Source organism: Capnocytophaga granulosa ATCC 51502 (genome assembly GCF_000411115.1).
In the GTDB taxonomy this organism is placed as follows: domain Bacteria; phylum Bacteroidota; class Bacteroidia; order Flavobacteriales; family Flavobacteriaceae; genus Capnocytophaga; species Capnocytophaga granulosa.
On record NZ_KE150260.1, the window covers coordinates 18,879 to 33,185 of the forward strand.

The following is a 14,307-nucleotide window of genomic DNA, read 5'->3' on the forward strand; positions in this document are numbered from 1 at the left end:
CATTCTGTAAAATTTCCTGAACTAAGTATCAATACTAAAGCTATCTTTGAAGAATAAATCCTATGTCTAAGATCTTTCTCTTTCCCCTGTTATTTATCTGTTGTACCATAGCAGACAAGCAGGACTCTTTAGAGAATCAAGCAGATTCTCTTAGCTCTATTGATAAGGAGCTACTACTGACATTGGTCAATGCTCAAAGAAGTCAAGGCTGCCAATGTGGAGGCACTTATTACCCTGCGGTACCGCCCTTGACATGGAGTGACAAACTTGCCACTGTTGCCCAAAAGCATAGCAATGAGATGGCACAGCGCAACCAGCTAACCCATAGTAGTAAAAATGGTGATGACCCTGGCAAACGCCTAAGCAAAGCAGGCTACCACTGGCGTGCCTATGCAGAGAATGTAGCTATGGGCTATTCCGACGAAAGAGCAGTAATACAAGGTTGGCTCAGTAGCCCCGCCCATTGCGCCAATATCATGAACCCTCATGTAAAGGAGATGGGTGTTGCCCACAAGGGCAAATACTGGACACAAGTCTTTGGAAGTGAAGATTGAAAAAGTAAAGAGTGAAAAAGATGAACTTTTCACTCTTTACTTTTTACTCTTTACTTTTTACCTTTTAACTACTCTGGGTAATTTAAATTCTCCTCTTTCAAGTGGTAGAGCACCTCTTCCAAGTATTTTTTGGCTTCATACTTAGCCATAGGTAGGTTATTGTTGTAATAATTACCACATTCTACAGCGGAAGCGCCTGGGATATCTCCCTCGAAATTGGCCATATACTCAAAAAGACGAGTAATCAGTGGGGCTATATCTTTGGAGGTATAGTCGCCTGCCAGAATCAGGTAATTCCCTGTCATACAGCCCATAGGCCCCCAATAGATGATCTTATCCTTCCAATCACTATTACGTAGCCATGTAGCGGCCAAGTGCTCCATAGTGTGTATCTCTGCTCCTCCTAATACTGGTTCTCGATAGGGGGCTTTCATACGAATATCAAAAGAGGTAATCACTTCATTACCTACTACATCTCGGCGAGAGAGATAAATCCCCCGCTGTAACTTGAGATGATCTACACAAAAACTTGCAATTCTTTCCATTCTTTATAATTAGTTGTTAGTTATTAGTGATTAGTGGTTAGTCATTTGTCACTTGTCATCAGTCACTTGTCATTAGTCACTTGTCATTATCCTAAGATCATTCCTGCAATAGTAGCTGACATCAGTGAGGCAAGTGTACCACCTAATACCGCCTTAAGACCAAATTCTGAAAGTGTCTTACGCTGACCAGGGGCAAGTGAACCGATACCACCTATCTGAATACCAATAGAGGCAAAGTTGGCAAACCCACATAGGAGATAAGTGGACATAATTACCGACTTTTGGTACATGAGGTGTATAGGGGCTTCAGGATTTTTTAGTGTAGCCAATTGGGTATAGCCTACAAATTCTGAAGCAGCGAGCTTAATTCCTAAAAGCTGTCCTACCAGCATCATATCTTCCTTAGCAACTCCAATGAGCCACATAATAGGAGAGAAAATAGATCCCAAGATCATCTCCAAAGAGAAGCGATCGTAAGGAAGCACACTACTATCTTTGATAATCGGATTCAGGTAAGTAATATCTCCTACCCAGCCCAAGAAATAGTTGATCATGGCAATCAGGGCAACAAATACCAAAAGCATAGCCCCTACATTGGCCGCTAGCTTAAGTCCTTCGCTAGTACCTGTGCTAATTACATCAAGGACATTGCTGCCAAACTTTTCGCTGGAGGTCTCATACATCGTGGGAATAACTTCCTCTTGTGGGTAGAGCATCTTGGAGATCACCACCGCCCCAGGAGCAGCCATGACAGAGGCCGCCAGTAGGTGCTTGGCAAACTCTAACTTCATCACTGGGTCATTCCCTCCTAAGAAGTTGATATACGAGGCCAATACTCCTCCTGCAACCGTAGCCATACCGCCCACCATAACAAGGAGGATTTCACTCTTGGTCATCTTCTCCAAATAGGACTTAATCATCAGCGGGGCTTCGGTTTGCCCTAAAAATATATTACCTGTAACTGAAAGACTTTCTGCCCCCTGAGATCTTTAGAGATTTGCTCAATACCCAAGCCAGCGCACGAGTAAATATCTGAATGATTCCATAATAAAATAGAATAGAGGTAAGGGCGGAGAAGAAGATAATGGTAGGTAGTATCTGAAAGACAAAGATATACCCTATACCATTGATATCCATAAGGTTGCCAAAGAGGAAATCACTCCCCGCCTTGGTAAAGTCCAAGATAAGCAAGAAGAAACTCCCTGCTACTTCAAAGACCTTTCTGACCCACTCCACTCTCAGTACACCAAAGGCCAAGAAAAGTTGTATAGCCAGTCCTATACCGACCGTCTTCCAAGCAATCGCCTTGCGATTGTGGCTAAAGAGGAAGGCTATCATCAGCAGTACGCACATACCCAATAGGCCTCTGAGTACACTCTCTACGCTCATACCCGCACTTGGGATCATACTCGCTTGTGATTGAGCCATACCTGCAACAGGCAGCACAAGGAGGATAAGTGTATGTATAAGTTTCATATGATCCTGTTTTTATATTTTCTTTCTTCTGGTAAGTTCTTCTTGGATTTCAGCTGCCAATTCGTAGTTTTCTTCCTCTATGGCCGAATCCATAAGTTTTTCTAATTCAGTGGTCAGATAGCGTTTTAGGTTCTTATTACCTGCTGCACGAGGAGCAGGAGTATCCTCTGTGAGGATATCTTGTTCCTGGGTCTGAGCCGTACCATACCTCTCTACCAATTCCTTAATCATAAAGATGGGTATCTTTCCCACTATAGCCATGGCCATGGCATCGCCTATACATATAGGTTGCATGCCTGTCTCCTCCTCTCCCTTATAGAGCATATGAGCATAGAAAGTTCCTTCCCGAAACTCAGTGATTTGTATCTGAGTGATTTGTATCTGGTTGGCTTTCATAAGGTTGAACAACACATTATAGATAGGCGGTTGGCTGATGAAGAACCTCCCATAGTTGCTATATTGTATAGCCATAGCCTCTCGCTCTCCAATCACAATAGGTACTTGTCGCGCTCCTTCTGTTTCTTTTAGAAGGAGCACATAGCTTCTAGCCGACATCTCACCGAGTGATTTTATGTACATCTGTGTCCATTCCATAGTACGTATAATAGACTGCAAAAATAGAGAAAATTCTCCATTTGTACAACCTTTAAGCCGATGAATTTTCGCTTGTTTTTTTCCAAGAAAAGTTATAACTTTGCCCAAAATAAAACCAAGCTTTTTATGAATTATACAATTCTCTTTTTTGTTCTATTAGGTTTGTTTCTGTTCTTCTCTCTATTTTTCACAGTGAAGCAACAAACAGCTGTTTCTATTGAGCGTTTTGGAAAATTCCAAAGCATTCGCCATTCTGGATTACAACTAAAAATTCCAGTGATTGACAAGGTAGCTGCACGTATCAGCTTAAAAATACAGCAATTAGATGTTATTGTGGAGACTAAGACCTTAGACGATGTATTTGTCAAAATCAAAGTCTCAGTACAGTTTGTCGTAATCAAGGACAAGGTGTATGATGCTATCTACAAGCTCGAATACCCTCATGATCAGATTACCAGCTACGTATTTGATGTGGTGCGTGCCGAAGTACCTAAGATGAAATTGGACGATGTGTTTGTCAAGAAAGATGATATTGCTATAGCCGTAAAGCGTGAGGTACAGGAATCCATGGAAACTTATGGGTATGATATCATCAAGACTTTGGTTACTGATATAGACCCTGATGCGCAGGTAAAAGCCGCTATGAACCGCATCAATGCTGCCGAACGTGAAAAAGTAGCTGCTCAGTATGAGGGGGATGCCCAGCGTATCTTGATTGTAGAAAAAGCCAAGGCCGAGGCAGAAAGCAAGCGCCTACAAGGACAAGGTATAGCCGACCAACGTCGTGAGATTGCACGTGGGTTAGTAGAAAGTGTCGATGTGCTTAACAAAGTAGGCATCAGCTCTCAGGAGGCTTCTGCACTGATTGTGGTAACCCAGCACTATGATACCCTACAGGCGGTAGGACAGGACACCAAGAGCAACCTTATCCTCCTTCCCAACTCCCCACAGGCAGGTGCTGAAATGCTCACCAATATGATCGCTTCTTTTGCCGCCTCTAACCAAGTAGGGGGAATGATAAAAAAGAAAGAATAAAAATCATTAATGATTAATGCCACTAATGATTAATGGCATTAATCATTAACCATTAATCATTAACCGTTAATCATTAATCATTGACAATTGGTTTATTTGATTCAGGGGTAGGAGGTACTACTATTTGGAGGGAAGTGGTGCGCCAGCTTCCCTATGAAAGTACCTTATTCTTAGCCGATAGCCTCAATGCTCCCTATGGGGAAAAGTCTACGGAGGAGATTATAGCTCTTTGCGAGAAAAATACCGAGTACCTATTAGACCACAATAGCAAACTCATTATTGTAGCCTGCAATACAGCTACTACCAATGCCATAACTCACCTTAGGGCTAAGTACAAAGTGCCCTTTATAGGGATAGAACCTGCTATTAAGCCTGCGGGACTTTATAGCCAGACAAAAACAATCGGGGTGTTGGCCACACAGAGTACGCTAAGGAGTGCTTTCTTTGCTAATACTTGTCAGCACTTGCTTGATAAGGGAGTACGTGTGCTTAAGCGAGAAGGAATAGGGTTGGTGCCTCTTATTGAGGAGGGAAAAATAGATACCCCTGAGATGTTCGCCCTTTTAGAACAATATCTCCGTCCTATGATCGCTGAGGGAATGGATTATTTGGTCTTAGGCTGTACCCATTACCCCTATCTTACCTCCCTTATCTCGGAGATTTTACCAGAAAATATCCGTATTTTAGATTCCGCTGAGGCAGTAGCCAAACAAACCAAGCGTATTCTCTCCCAAAACAACCTACTGGCCAAGGGAGAAGTTTCGCCCACCCACCTTTGGCTGACGAACAAGCAAGTGGAAATACTTAAGTCCTTTGCTCCCCCACAAGTAAAGGTACAATATGAAAAGTTTTGAGTAATGAATTTTGAGTTCTTTGCAACTTAAAACTTAAAACTTAAAACTTAAAACTTAAAACTTAAAACTTAAAACTCAAAACTTAAAAACATGACCTCACAAGAGATAAGAGAGTTATTTCTAAAATTTTTTGAGAGCAAGGGACATACCATAGTACCCTCTGCTCCTATGGTGATTAAGAACGACCCTACCCTGATGTTTACCAATGCAGGTATGAACCAGTTCAAGGAATTTTTCTTAGGCAATGCCAAGCCTAAGTACAAGCGTGTGGTAGATACCCAAAAGTGTCTCCGTGTATCGGGTAAGCACAATGACTTGGAAGAAGTAGGACGTGATACCTACCACCATACTATGTTCGAGATGTTGGGCAACTGGTCTTTTGGCGACTACTTCAAGAGGGAAGCTATCAGTTGGGCATGGGAACTGCTCACCGAAGTATATAAGATTCCAAAAGAAAACCTATATGTAACCGTGTTCGAAGGAAGTCCTGAGGAAGGCGTACCCTTTGACCAAGAGGCTTATGATATTTGGAAAGAGCGTATCGCCGAGGATCATATTCTCTTAGGAAATAAAAAGGATAATTTCTGGGAAATGGGTGATCAAGGCCCTTGTGGTCCTTGTTCTGAAATTCATGTAGATATTCGTTCGGAAGAAGAAAAAGCTAAGGTAGCAGGTCGTGATTTGGTCAATAATGATCACCCACAGGTAATTGAGATTTGGAACAACGTCTTTATGGAGTTCAACCGCAAGGCCGATGGTTCCTTGGAGAAACTCCCTGCACAGAATGTGGATACAGGTATGGGCTTTGAGCGCCTTTGTATGGTGCTACAAGGCAAGCAGTCCAACTATGATACGGACGTCTTTACACCCCTGATCCACAAGGTAGAAGAGATTACCAAAACTAGCTATACCAATGGGATCAAGGTAACCCCCGAAGAAGAACAGATCAATGTGGCGATACGTGTGATTGCCGACCACATTAGGGCGGTCGCCTTTGCTATAGCTGATGGGCAATTGCCCTCCAACAATGGAGCTGGTTATGTGATTCGCCGTATCTTGCGCCGTGCCATTCGTTATGGCTTTACTTTCTTAGGACAGAAAGAACCTTTCATCTATAAGTTGGTAGAGACCTTGGCTAAGCAAATGGGCAGCACTTTCCATGAGTTAGAAAAAGAGTTCCTCTTGATTGTAAGTGTGATTAAGGAAGAAGAAGCCTCTTTCTTGCGTACATTGGAGCAAGGACTATTGATGCTAGATGTAATGATACAGAACACTACCGATAAGCAACTCTCAGGTAGTAAAGCCTTTGAACTCTATGATACTTATGGTTTTCCTAAAGACCTCACTGCCCTTATCCTTTCAGAACGTGGTATGACCTTGGACGAGGCCTCTTTTGAGGAGCACCTCCAAAAGCAGAAAGAACGCTCTCGTGCTGCCGCTCAAGTGAAAGCAGGTGACTGGGTCGTACTTCGTGATGACGAAGAAGAAGAGTTTGTCGGATATGATACACTGGAGGCAGTGGTTCGCTTGGTCAAATACCGTAAGGTAGAAAGCCAAAAGGACGGTACCCTTTACCAATTGGTGTTCAACACTACTCCTTTCTACCCTGAAGGAGGAGGACAAGTAGGAGACCGAGGTACGTTACAGTCGGCCAATGGAGAAATCATTTATATTATAGATACGAAGAAGGAGAACAACCTTATTATCCACTTAGCGGAACACCTGCCCGAAAACCTTACCGATCCGTTCAAGGCGGAAGTGCACCTTGCTGGTCGTACTTTGGCACAAGCCAACCACAGTGCTACTCACCTATTGCATCAGGCTCTAAGAGAGGTATTGGGTACCCATGTGGAACAAAAGGGTTCGCATGTATCTCCAGAGGCTTTGCGCTTTGACTTTTCACACTTTGCCAAACTCACTCAGGAAGAACTCACTGAGGTAGAGCGCTTGGTGAACAAACGTATCTATGAGAAAATTCCACTTCAGGAGCATCGCAATATTCCTATCCAACAGGCTTTGGAGGCTGGAGCTATGGCACTCTTTGGAGAAAAATATGGCGATAAGGTACGTATGATACAGTTTGGCGAAAGCCGAGAACTCTGTGGGGGTACCCATGTGAAGAATACAGGAGACATCTGGTTCTTTAAGATTGTTTCCGAAGGAGCCGTAGCCGCAGGGGTACGCCGTATAGAGGCTATTACCAATGCGGGTGCCCTTAAGCACTTCTTATTACAAGAGAAACTCTTGGAAGAGGTTAAGTCCTCCCTTAAAAACCCTCAAGATCCTGTCAAGGCTATTGCTAATTTACAAGAGGAAAATGCACGCCTACACAAGGAGTTGGAGCAACTCAAGAAAGAACAAGCCAAACAGCTCAAGGGCGAACTCAAGGGCGAGTTTGTTCCCGTTGGTGATGTACAATGTCTTACTAAGCACTTGGATTTGGATGTAGCCACTCTTAAGGACTTAGCCTTTATGCTTGGTGAAGAGGTCAAAGATGCCTTTATTCTCTTTGGCTCTGCTCAAGAAGATGGCAAGGCCTTACTCTTGTGCTATATCAACAAGGAATTGGCTAAGAATAAAGGTTTAGATGCAGGAAAGATTGTACGCGAATTGGGTAAATGTATCCAAGGAGGCGGCGGAGGTCAGCCTTTCTTCGCTACCGCAGGGGGTAAAAATCCTGAAGGTATCGCTGAGGCTTTGGAAAAGGTAAAAACCATGTTATAACACCTATAACAAAATAGCTAATACATAATAAATGGCGTTTCTATTTATGTAGAGACGCCATTTGTTGTGTTTTAAAAAATATACTGAGCTGCTGCCCTATCATATTTTTCAGGATATTTTTCTTTTACATAAGAATTGACATCAAAGAGAATACGCAGGGTGATAGGGATGTTTTTCTCCTTATATCGGCGTGCCCAAAAGGAATATGCCCAGCGTATTGCTGTATCTTCTATATCACTATTGTTCAGATCTCGGCGGAGTTCCTCAGAGAGGTTGTGCTGAGTATATATCCTTACCAGTCCTCTTAGTTGGTTTTCTAGCATCCATTTCTCACTATAACCTCCTGAAGCAGGCTCTTCTTTCTCGGTTTGCTCCATCACTCGGTAGATGTCTTTGTATAAAGAGATATTGTTCTTATCCAGATAATACACCTTAAGTAGGTAACGCGCTCTAGCACTATAACGGAGCAGTTGATTTTGATCCATATTTTCTAGGGTAAAAGTACCGAAATGTTTCCAAAAAGAGGAGAGCATATAAGAGTCTTTGCCGAGTTCCGTCACGAAATTATAGAGGTCTTTTCCATGAGCATCTTTGCTTTCTTTACTACGGTCTATCTCAGGAGAGATTTCTTCTAAACCAAGTACAGATTTCACCTGATCGAATAATTTTGTAAAGAAATCACGACCAAATTTGTCAGAATCCCACTTGTAAAACTCCTCAGGCTTATCCCATTCCATATAATCCTCTTGGTCTGCCTTAAAAGCAAGCGGATTGTAGGTCCCTTTGGTTTCTTCTTCAATACGATAGGTAATACAAGGCTCATCCTCTTCTTCAGGACTCTCTTCTATAGGTTCTTCTTCTTCATAATATACATAAGAGTCGGTCGCTCTTGGCTCAGGGTCGTAATCTTTATTGATATAGGAATAGTCATCAAAATTCGGCTCTTTCGGCTGTTTATGATAGGCATAGATACTAATACCCGATACAAAGGCAAGGGTGATACCACAAATGGCCAAAACCACACCTCCCAATAGCCGAATACCGTGCCGCCAAAGCCATCTGCCTAAAAGAAAAACGGGAAGACACCCCACAAAGACAGCTAAAAACATAAGTAAGGAGGTATCTTTTTCTATTTCAAAGGAAAAATGATTCGTCAGATAGATGATAAGATAATTGACAACCAATATACCTATGAAAATAACCTCCCCCAGTAGGAAATCCTCCATCCAAGGCAAGGGTTTGAGTGTTTTTTTCTTGATATGATACCAAATAACCCCTATGATATTTCCCACTACCATAGAGAAAAACAAGAAATAGCAGAGCGAATGTAACAATAGGAAGAAAGAGTTACCATACTGGCTGTTATCGGTAAGCACATAAAAGGGAGCTAGTACGATTTTTAAGAATTCTTCAGCAGGTTCGTACCCATACAGATAGACCTTATCGTTGATAAATTGGGTTATAAAAACAAGTAGGCCAACGATAGCAAGCGAAGTGAGTTGCACCAATACTATCGAACGTAAAAGATATTTTTTCATAGGCTTTTGTCTTTCTTATACAGAACAAAAGTAAATAAAATTTTTCATATATAAGAAAAAAATAGTATCTTTGCCTCCTTAAATTAAGTATAAATAAAAATGACTCTTACTGTCAATGACCTTAAGCGTGGGGATAAATGCCTGATCAAAGAAGTAGTTACCGAACAGTTGCCTATGAAGCTGTTGGAACTGGGGTGTCTCCCCGGCAATAGTATAGAACTGGTGGAGATAGCCCCTTTGGGTGACCCGCTCTATTTGATTATTAATGATACTCATATGGCTATTCGCCGAGAGATGGCACAATATATTGAAGTAGAATTCTCTAATTCAGATTCCAATGAGTAAGCATGAGATAAAAGTAGCACTGATAGGAAACCCCAATGTGGGAAAATCCTCTATCTTCAACTTGCTAACGGGTATGAACCAGCATGTGGGGAACTACCCAGGGGTTACTGTGGATAAGAAAGTAGGCTTTTGTAAGCTTTCCCAAACGATCAATGCCCGAATATACGACCTACCAGGTACCTATAGCACCAATCCCAATTCTATGGACGAGAAGGTGGCCATCAGTTGTCTCTTGGACAAAGATGATATAGACTTTCCCGATGTGGTAGTGCTGGTGGCCGATGTGGAGAACCTCAAGCAAAACCTCTATCTCTATACCCAGATAAAGGACTTTGGCATTCCTATGATCTTGGCAATCAATATGGCCGATCGGATGAAGCCTCGTGGTATCACCATAGATATACCCGCCTTGGAAGCCGCACTCCATACACGCATAGCTCTTGTGAGCACTCGACAGAAAATGGGGATAGAGGAGTTGAAAGAGTTGATTATCAATTACAAGAAACTCCCCTTGGAGAAGGTTATAGATATCAACCGTATAGACCCTACTTATTTCAAAACGCTCAAGGAGAAATTCCCCAATGAAGAATTAGGCAAACTCTGGATGGTCATCTCTCAAAACTTTGAGGTGATAGGGGCACTGCGCAAGGTAGAAATTCAAAAAGAGCATATAAAAACCGAGGCCGAAATCAAGAAAATGCAGCAGCGGGAGACCATTCTCCGTTATCAGGCTATAAACCATGCACTCAAGGATACTTATAAGGTAACAGCAGTGGGTACTCGTGCCCTTTTGGATAAAATTCTTTTGCACAAGGTATGGGGCTATGTGATTTTTATGGCCATATTACTGCTGATTTTCCAAATGATATTCTATGTAAGTGAATACCCCAAAGGATGGATAGAAAGCGCCTTAGGCTGGGTAGGCACTTGGATCGGCAATGTATTGCCCGAAGGCTCGCTCACCTCCCTTCTGGTAGATGGGGTGATTCCAGGGCTTACTGCCGTAGTTTCTTTTGTTCCCCAGATAGCGCTGCTCTTTTTCTTTATCTCCCTACTAGAGGAAAGCGGCTATATGAGTAGAGTGGTTTTCCTTATGGATAGGATCATGCGTCCCTTTGGGCTTAATGGTAAGGGAACTATTCCGCTAATCTCAGGTGCTGCCTGCGCTATACCAGCGGTAATGGCTACCCGTACTATTGAGAGCTGGCGTGAGCGATTAATTGCTATTCTGGTAACTCCCTTTATTACTTGTTCTGCAAGACTGCCTATCTATCTGATTATGATAAAGCTCGTGATTCCAGAGGGAAATTACTTCTTCTTTAACAATCAGGCAGTAGCGCTTTTCTTACTCTATATGTTTGGCGTATTTATGGCCATCTTCTCCGCTTGGCTCTTGAGCAAGTTCTTGGTGCTGAAGAATGCTTTCCAAACACACTTTATTGTAGAGATGCCAACCTACAAAGTACCTTTGGCACGAAATGTGCTACTAACCGTATATGATAAATCTAAGGCCTTCGTCCTCAGTGCAGGGAAGATTATATTCTTTATGACGGTGCTCATCTGGTTCTTACAGACCCATGGGCTAAGTGAGAAGTACCACAATGCTGAAGTACATACCGAGCAGCTGGCCAGCCAATATGGTTGGGATGAGGACGAGAAGGAACACTACCTTTTAAGCTATCGTACCGAAAACTCCCTTTTAGGGAATATGGGCAAGTTTGTAGAACCTGTGTTCCGTCCCTTAGGCTATGACTGGAAGATCAGTATAGCTGTATTAGGTTCCTTTGCCGCACGAGAGACCTTTGTAAGTACCTTGGCCACTATCTATAGTTTGGGTGAGGTAGATGTAGAAGAAGGCGAGGCTGAACAACGTACAGTGGTAGCTCGTTTGCAACAAGAAATGCGTCCCGATGGTACCCCTGTCTTTAATTTGGCCACAGGGGTCTCTATCCTACTATTCTTTGCCTCCGCTATGCAGTGTATCAGTACCTTTGCCATCGTACGCAAGGAAACCAATAGCTGGAAATGGGCGATTTTGCAATGGGTTTTCATGACAGGCTTTGCGTATCTTTCGGCTTTTGCTGCTTATCAGCTCTTGAGTTGATAAACAAAAGTTTAATTAGTTAAGATGAAATAAATTGCGTTTCTACAAATTGGCTTGCACCCAGGTAGAGACGCAATTTATTGCGTCTTAGAAGGTTTAGCGTCTCTTCATTTTAACTATTGATTGGCATTAAAAAAGTAGGAATACTCGTTTTTTTTGATTACTTTTGCGTGAAATTTAAATTCATCTTATCATGACTGGACTTATTATTGTCATTGCCCTTGTAGTGGTAGTAGTGCTTTGGTACATCAGTGCCAATAACAAATTGGTCGCCTTGGCCAATAACCGAGAGAATGCTTTTGCTGATATAGATGTACAGCTCAAGCAGCGCCATGACCTAATTCCACAGCTAGTAGCTGCCGTAAAGGGTTATATGAACCACGAGGCAGAGGTACTCACTCGCGTAACTCAGGCACGCTCTCAGGCGCTCAGTGCCACTACCGTAAATGATAAAATTGAGGCTGAAAAAGAACTCTCTTCAGCTATGCGTGCTCTCAGTATACAAGTAGAGGCCTATCCAGAACTTAAAGCCAATACCAACTTTATGCATTTACAGGAAGAAATTGCTGATATAGAGAACAAATTGGCCTCTGTACGTCGTTATTTCAACTCCACTACCAAGGAACTCAATACAGCAATCCAATCCATTCCTACCAATATTGTCGCAGGCTTTAAACACATGACTCCTCAGCCATTCTTTGACTTAGGAAAAGAGGAACGCAAACAATTGGATAAAGCACCAGAAATTTCTTTTTCGTAAGTAATACAATGCCTTGTTAAAGGTTAAAAAGAGAAACTATGGCAACCGTTACAGAATTATACCAAGCTGTCAGAGATAAATTTGGGATAGAAATAGCAGAGCTTCTGACCTCCTATATAACACATCTTACAGACCTCACAGAGATAAAGAAGGAGCAAACAGAGCTAAGGATAGACATGGCACAAGTTCGTTCTGAAGTCTCACAACAGCGCTCTGATCTTACAGCAGAATTAGTAAAACTCCATACAGAAATCAAGCTATTACGTATGGATATGGAAGGGCATGTAGTACAGCTTCGTGCAGAAATTTCTCAAGTTCGTGCAGATATGGAGGGACATGTAGTACAACTCCGTGCAGAAATCTCTCAAGTTCGCTCGGAACTCAAGGAAGAAATAGCACAGCTTCGTTCAGAAATATCTCAAGTTCGTACAGATATGGAGGGACATGTAGTACAACTCCGTGCAGAAATCTCTCAAGTTCGTTCAGAACTCAAGGAAGAAATAGCACAGCTCCGTGCAGAAATCTCTCAGGTTCGTTCTGAACTCAAGGAAGAAATAGCGCAGCTCCGTTCTGACATGGAAGTACATGTGGCACAACTTCATGCAGAAATCTCTCAGGTTCGTTCAGAACTCAAGGAAGAAATAGCGCTACTTCGTTCTGAACTAAAAGAAGATATCCATAAGGCCTTTACACAGATGAATAATAATATCATTAAATGGTTAGTAGGCTTCTTTATCTCTATGATGCTTATGATATTGGGGTTATATTTTACAAAATAGTCCCATAGGAATTATTATGCATGGGTTTTACTTGTCATTACTTTTTATCTTTTACTTTAGTTAAGGAATGCAATACCTCGGAATACAACAACAAATAACAAGAAATAATACCAAGTCTGTATTGTTTCTCTTGGCGTTCCCGCTACTTATTTTAGTAGGGGTATATGTGGTATTGTATGTGCTCTCTGACCAAGATATAGAACAAACCAATATGCAATTCCTTTCAGTAGTTCCTATAGTACTGGCGGGAGTGGGTATATGGTTTGTTATCTCTTACCTCTTCCATACCCAGATGATCCAAATGGCAACTCATTCGGAGCCTTTGGAGCGTAGGAATAACAAGCGGGTGTATAACCTGACGGAAAACCTATGTATGTCGGTAGGAATGCCCATGCCTAAGCTCTATATCATAGAGAGTGATGCGCTGAATGCTTTTGCTTCAGGGATCAATGAAAAAACTTTTGCCATTACCCTAACACGTGCGATCATTAACACCCTCAGTGATGAGGAGTTGGAAGGAGTGATTGCCCATGAACTGACGCATATCCGTAATCGTGATGTGCGCCTACTGATAGTAACTATTGTGTTTGTCGGTATCTTTGCCACTATAGCCGATTTGGCCTTGCGAATGCTCCTAAACGGAGGGGGGAATATGTTTTCCTCTCGCAATCGCAAGAATGACAAGGGCGGCGGAGCCATGCTCTTGCTTATTATCCTTTTAGTGGCAGGGGCTATCTATTTCCTTTCTATTCTTTTTAAGCTGGCGCTCTCTCGCTCACGGGAGTATATGGCCGATGCAGGAGCAGTGGAGCTTACTCATAATTCCATGGCACTGGCCAGCGCGCTGAGAAAAATATCGGGACACTCTACCCTAAAAGAAGTGGGAAATGATGAGGTAAAGGAACTTTTTATTGACTACGAAGCTGAAGGCTTTTTCTCTCTTTTTGCCACCCACCCACCTATTGAAAAGCGTATCCAAGTATTAGAACAGTATTGACA

At 42.4% G+C, this 14,307-nt stretch carries 12 protein-coding genes and 1 pseudogene; 9 read left to right on the top strand and 4 right to left on the bottom strand.

The features are described 5' to 3' along the window. Window positions 1-62: 62 nt before the first annotated feature. The gene (locus HMPREF9331_RS12110) at window positions 63-554 is read left to right on the top strand and encodes a CAP domain-containing protein (RefSeq protein WP_016421178.1); all 492 of its coding nucleotides are present in this window, start codon (window positions 63-65) and stop codon (window positions 552-554) included. 68 nt (window positions 555-622) lie between these two features. Here the strand turns inward: HMPREF9331_RS12110 and HMPREF9331_RS12115 are convergent, their stop codons facing one another. The 3 genes and pseudogenes from HMPREF9331_RS12115 to HMPREF9331_RS12125 all read right to left on the bottom strand — a co-directional run bounded on the left by HMPREF9331_RS12115 (window position 623) and on the right by HMPREF9331_RS12125 (window position 3,190). After that, entirely contained in the window at window positions 623-1,099 is a 477-nt protein-coding gene (locus HMPREF9331_RS12115; RefSeq protein ID WP_009641303.1) for an S-ribosylhomocysteine lyase, read from the bottom strand. 86 nt (window positions 1,100-1,185) lie between these two features. Next, a pseudogene (locus HMPREF9331_RS12120) lies at window positions 1,186-2,527 on the bottom strand (NupC/NupG family nucleoside CNT transporter). Between the two features lie 60 nt (window positions 2,528-2,587). Then, entirely contained in the window at window positions 2,588-3,190 is a 603-nt protein-coding gene (locus tag HMPREF9331_RS12125) for a bifunctional nuclease family protein (protein WP_234945889.1), read from the bottom strand. Between the two features lie 105 nt (window positions 3,191-3,295). Between HMPREF9331_RS12125 and HMPREF9331_RS12130 the strand changes: the two genes are divergently transcribed. The 3 genes from HMPREF9331_RS12130 (at window position 3,296) to alaS (ending at window position 7,782) form a co-directional block, all read left to right on the top strand. Further along, window positions 3,296-4,204, top strand: a complete 909-nt coding sequence (locus HMPREF9331_RS12130) for an SPFH domain-containing protein (RefSeq protein WP_016421182.1) — start codon at window positions 3,296-3,298, stop codon at window positions 4,202-4,204. An 80-nt stretch (window positions 4,205-4,284) separates the two neighbouring features. Further along, window positions 4,285-5,058 carry a glutamate racemase gene (murI, locus tag HMPREF9331_RS12135; protein ID WP_016421183.1) on the top strand — a complete coding sequence of 258 codons (774 nt, stop codon included), beginning with the start codon at window positions 4,285-4,287 and terminating at the stop codon, window positions 5,056-5,058. 90 nt (window positions 5,059-5,148) lie between these two features. Further along, window positions 5,149-7,782 carry an alanine--tRNA ligase gene (gene alaS / locus HMPREF9331_RS12140; protein WP_016421184.1) on the top strand — a complete coding sequence of 878 codons (2,634 nt, stop codon included), beginning with the start codon at window positions 5,149-5,151 and terminating at the stop codon, window positions 7,780-7,782. A 71-nt stretch (window positions 7,783-7,853) separates the two neighbouring features. Here the strand turns inward: alaS and HMPREF9331_RS12145 are convergent, their stop codons facing one another. After that, window positions 7,854-9,320, bottom strand: coding sequence for a DMT family transporter (locus HMPREF9331_RS12145; protein WP_016421185.1), 1,467 nt, complete (start codon window positions 9,318-9,320; stop codon window positions 7,854-7,856). Window positions 9,321-9,419: 99 nt separating this feature from the next. Between HMPREF9331_RS12145 and HMPREF9331_RS12150 the strand changes: the two genes are divergently transcribed. The 5 genes from HMPREF9331_RS12150 to HMPREF9331_RS12170 all read left to right on the top strand — a co-directional run bounded on the left by HMPREF9331_RS12150 (window position 9,420) and on the right by HMPREF9331_RS12170 (window position 14,305). Further along, window positions 9,420-9,665 carry a FeoA family protein gene (locus HMPREF9331_RS12150; RefSeq protein WP_016421186.1) on the top strand — a complete coding sequence of 82 codons (246 nt, stop codon included), beginning with the start codon at window positions 9,420-9,422 and terminating at the stop codon, window positions 9,663-9,665. Continuing rightward, window positions 9,658-11,769 (top strand): ferrous iron transport protein B, encoded by a 2,112-nt coding sequence (gene feoB, locus HMPREF9331_RS12155; RefSeq protein WP_016421187.1) that lies wholly within the window; start codon window positions 9,658-9,660, stop codon window positions 11,767-11,769. The genes HMPREF9331_RS12150 and feoB overlap by 8 nt, the downstream gene beginning before the upstream one ends. 193 nt (window positions 11,770-11,962) lie before the next feature. Next, a complete protein-coding gene (locus tag HMPREF9331_RS12160) occupies window positions 11,963-12,529 on the top strand; it encodes a LemA family protein (RefSeq protein ID WP_016421188.1) in 567 nt (188 codons plus the stop codon). Between the two features lie 38 nt (window positions 12,530-12,567). Next, window positions 12,568-13,308: a coiled-coil domain-containing protein gene (locus HMPREF9331_RS12645; protein ID WP_016421189.1), complete on the top strand. Its 741-nt coding sequence runs from the start codon at window positions 12,568-12,570 to the stop codon at window positions 13,306-13,308. A 67-nt stretch (window positions 13,309-13,375) separates the two neighbouring features. After that, window positions 13,376-14,305: a M48 family metallopeptidase gene (locus tag HMPREF9331_RS12170; RefSeq protein ID WP_016421190.1), complete on the top strand. Its 930-nt coding sequence runs from the start codon at window positions 13,376-13,378 to the stop codon at window positions 14,303-14,305. The last annotated feature ends 2 nt before the right edge of the window (window positions 14,306-14,307 follow it).

Excerpts from the sequence above, each read along its gene's own strand:
- alaS (WP_016421184.1), top strand. The coding sequence starts at position 5,149 with ATGACCTCACAAGAGATAAGAGAGTTATTTCTAAAATTTTTTGAGAGC.
- HMPREF9331_RS12170 (WP_016421190.1), top strand. The coding sequence starts at position 13,376 with ATGCAATACCTCGGAATACAACAACAAATAACAAGAAATAATACCAAG.
- HMPREF9331_RS12115 (WP_009641303.1), bottom strand. The coding sequence starts at position 1,099 with ATGGAAAGAATTGCAAGTTTTTGTGTAGATCATCTCAAGTTACAGCGG.
- HMPREF9331_RS12145 (WP_016421185.1), bottom strand. The coding sequence starts at position 9,320 with ATGAAAAAATATCTTTTACGTTCGATAGTATTGGTGCAACTCACTTCG.
- HMPREF9331_RS12150 (WP_016421186.1), top strand. The coding sequence starts at position 9,420 with ATGACTCTTACTGTCAATGACCTTAAGCGTGGGGATAAATGCCTGATC.
- feoB (WP_016421187.1), top strand. The coding sequence starts at position 9,658 with ATGAGTAAGCATGAGATAAAAGTAGCACTGATAGGAAACCCCAATGTG.
- HMPREF9331_RS12160 (WP_016421188.1), top strand. The coding sequence starts at position 11,963 with ATGACTGGACTTATTATTGTCATTGCCCTTGTAGTGGTAGTAGTGCTT.
- HMPREF9331_RS12130 (WP_016421182.1), top strand. The coding sequence starts at position 3,296 with ATGAATTATACAATTCTCTTTTTTGTTCTATTAGGTTTGTTTCTGTTC.
- HMPREF9331_RS12110 (WP_016421178.1), top strand. The coding sequence starts at position 63 with ATGTCTAAGATCTTTCTCTTTCCCCTGTTATTTATCTGTTGTACCATA.
- HMPREF9331_RS12645 (WP_016421189.1), top strand. The coding sequence starts at position 12,568 with ATGGCAACCGTTACAGAATTATACCAAGCTGTCAGAGATAAATTTGGG.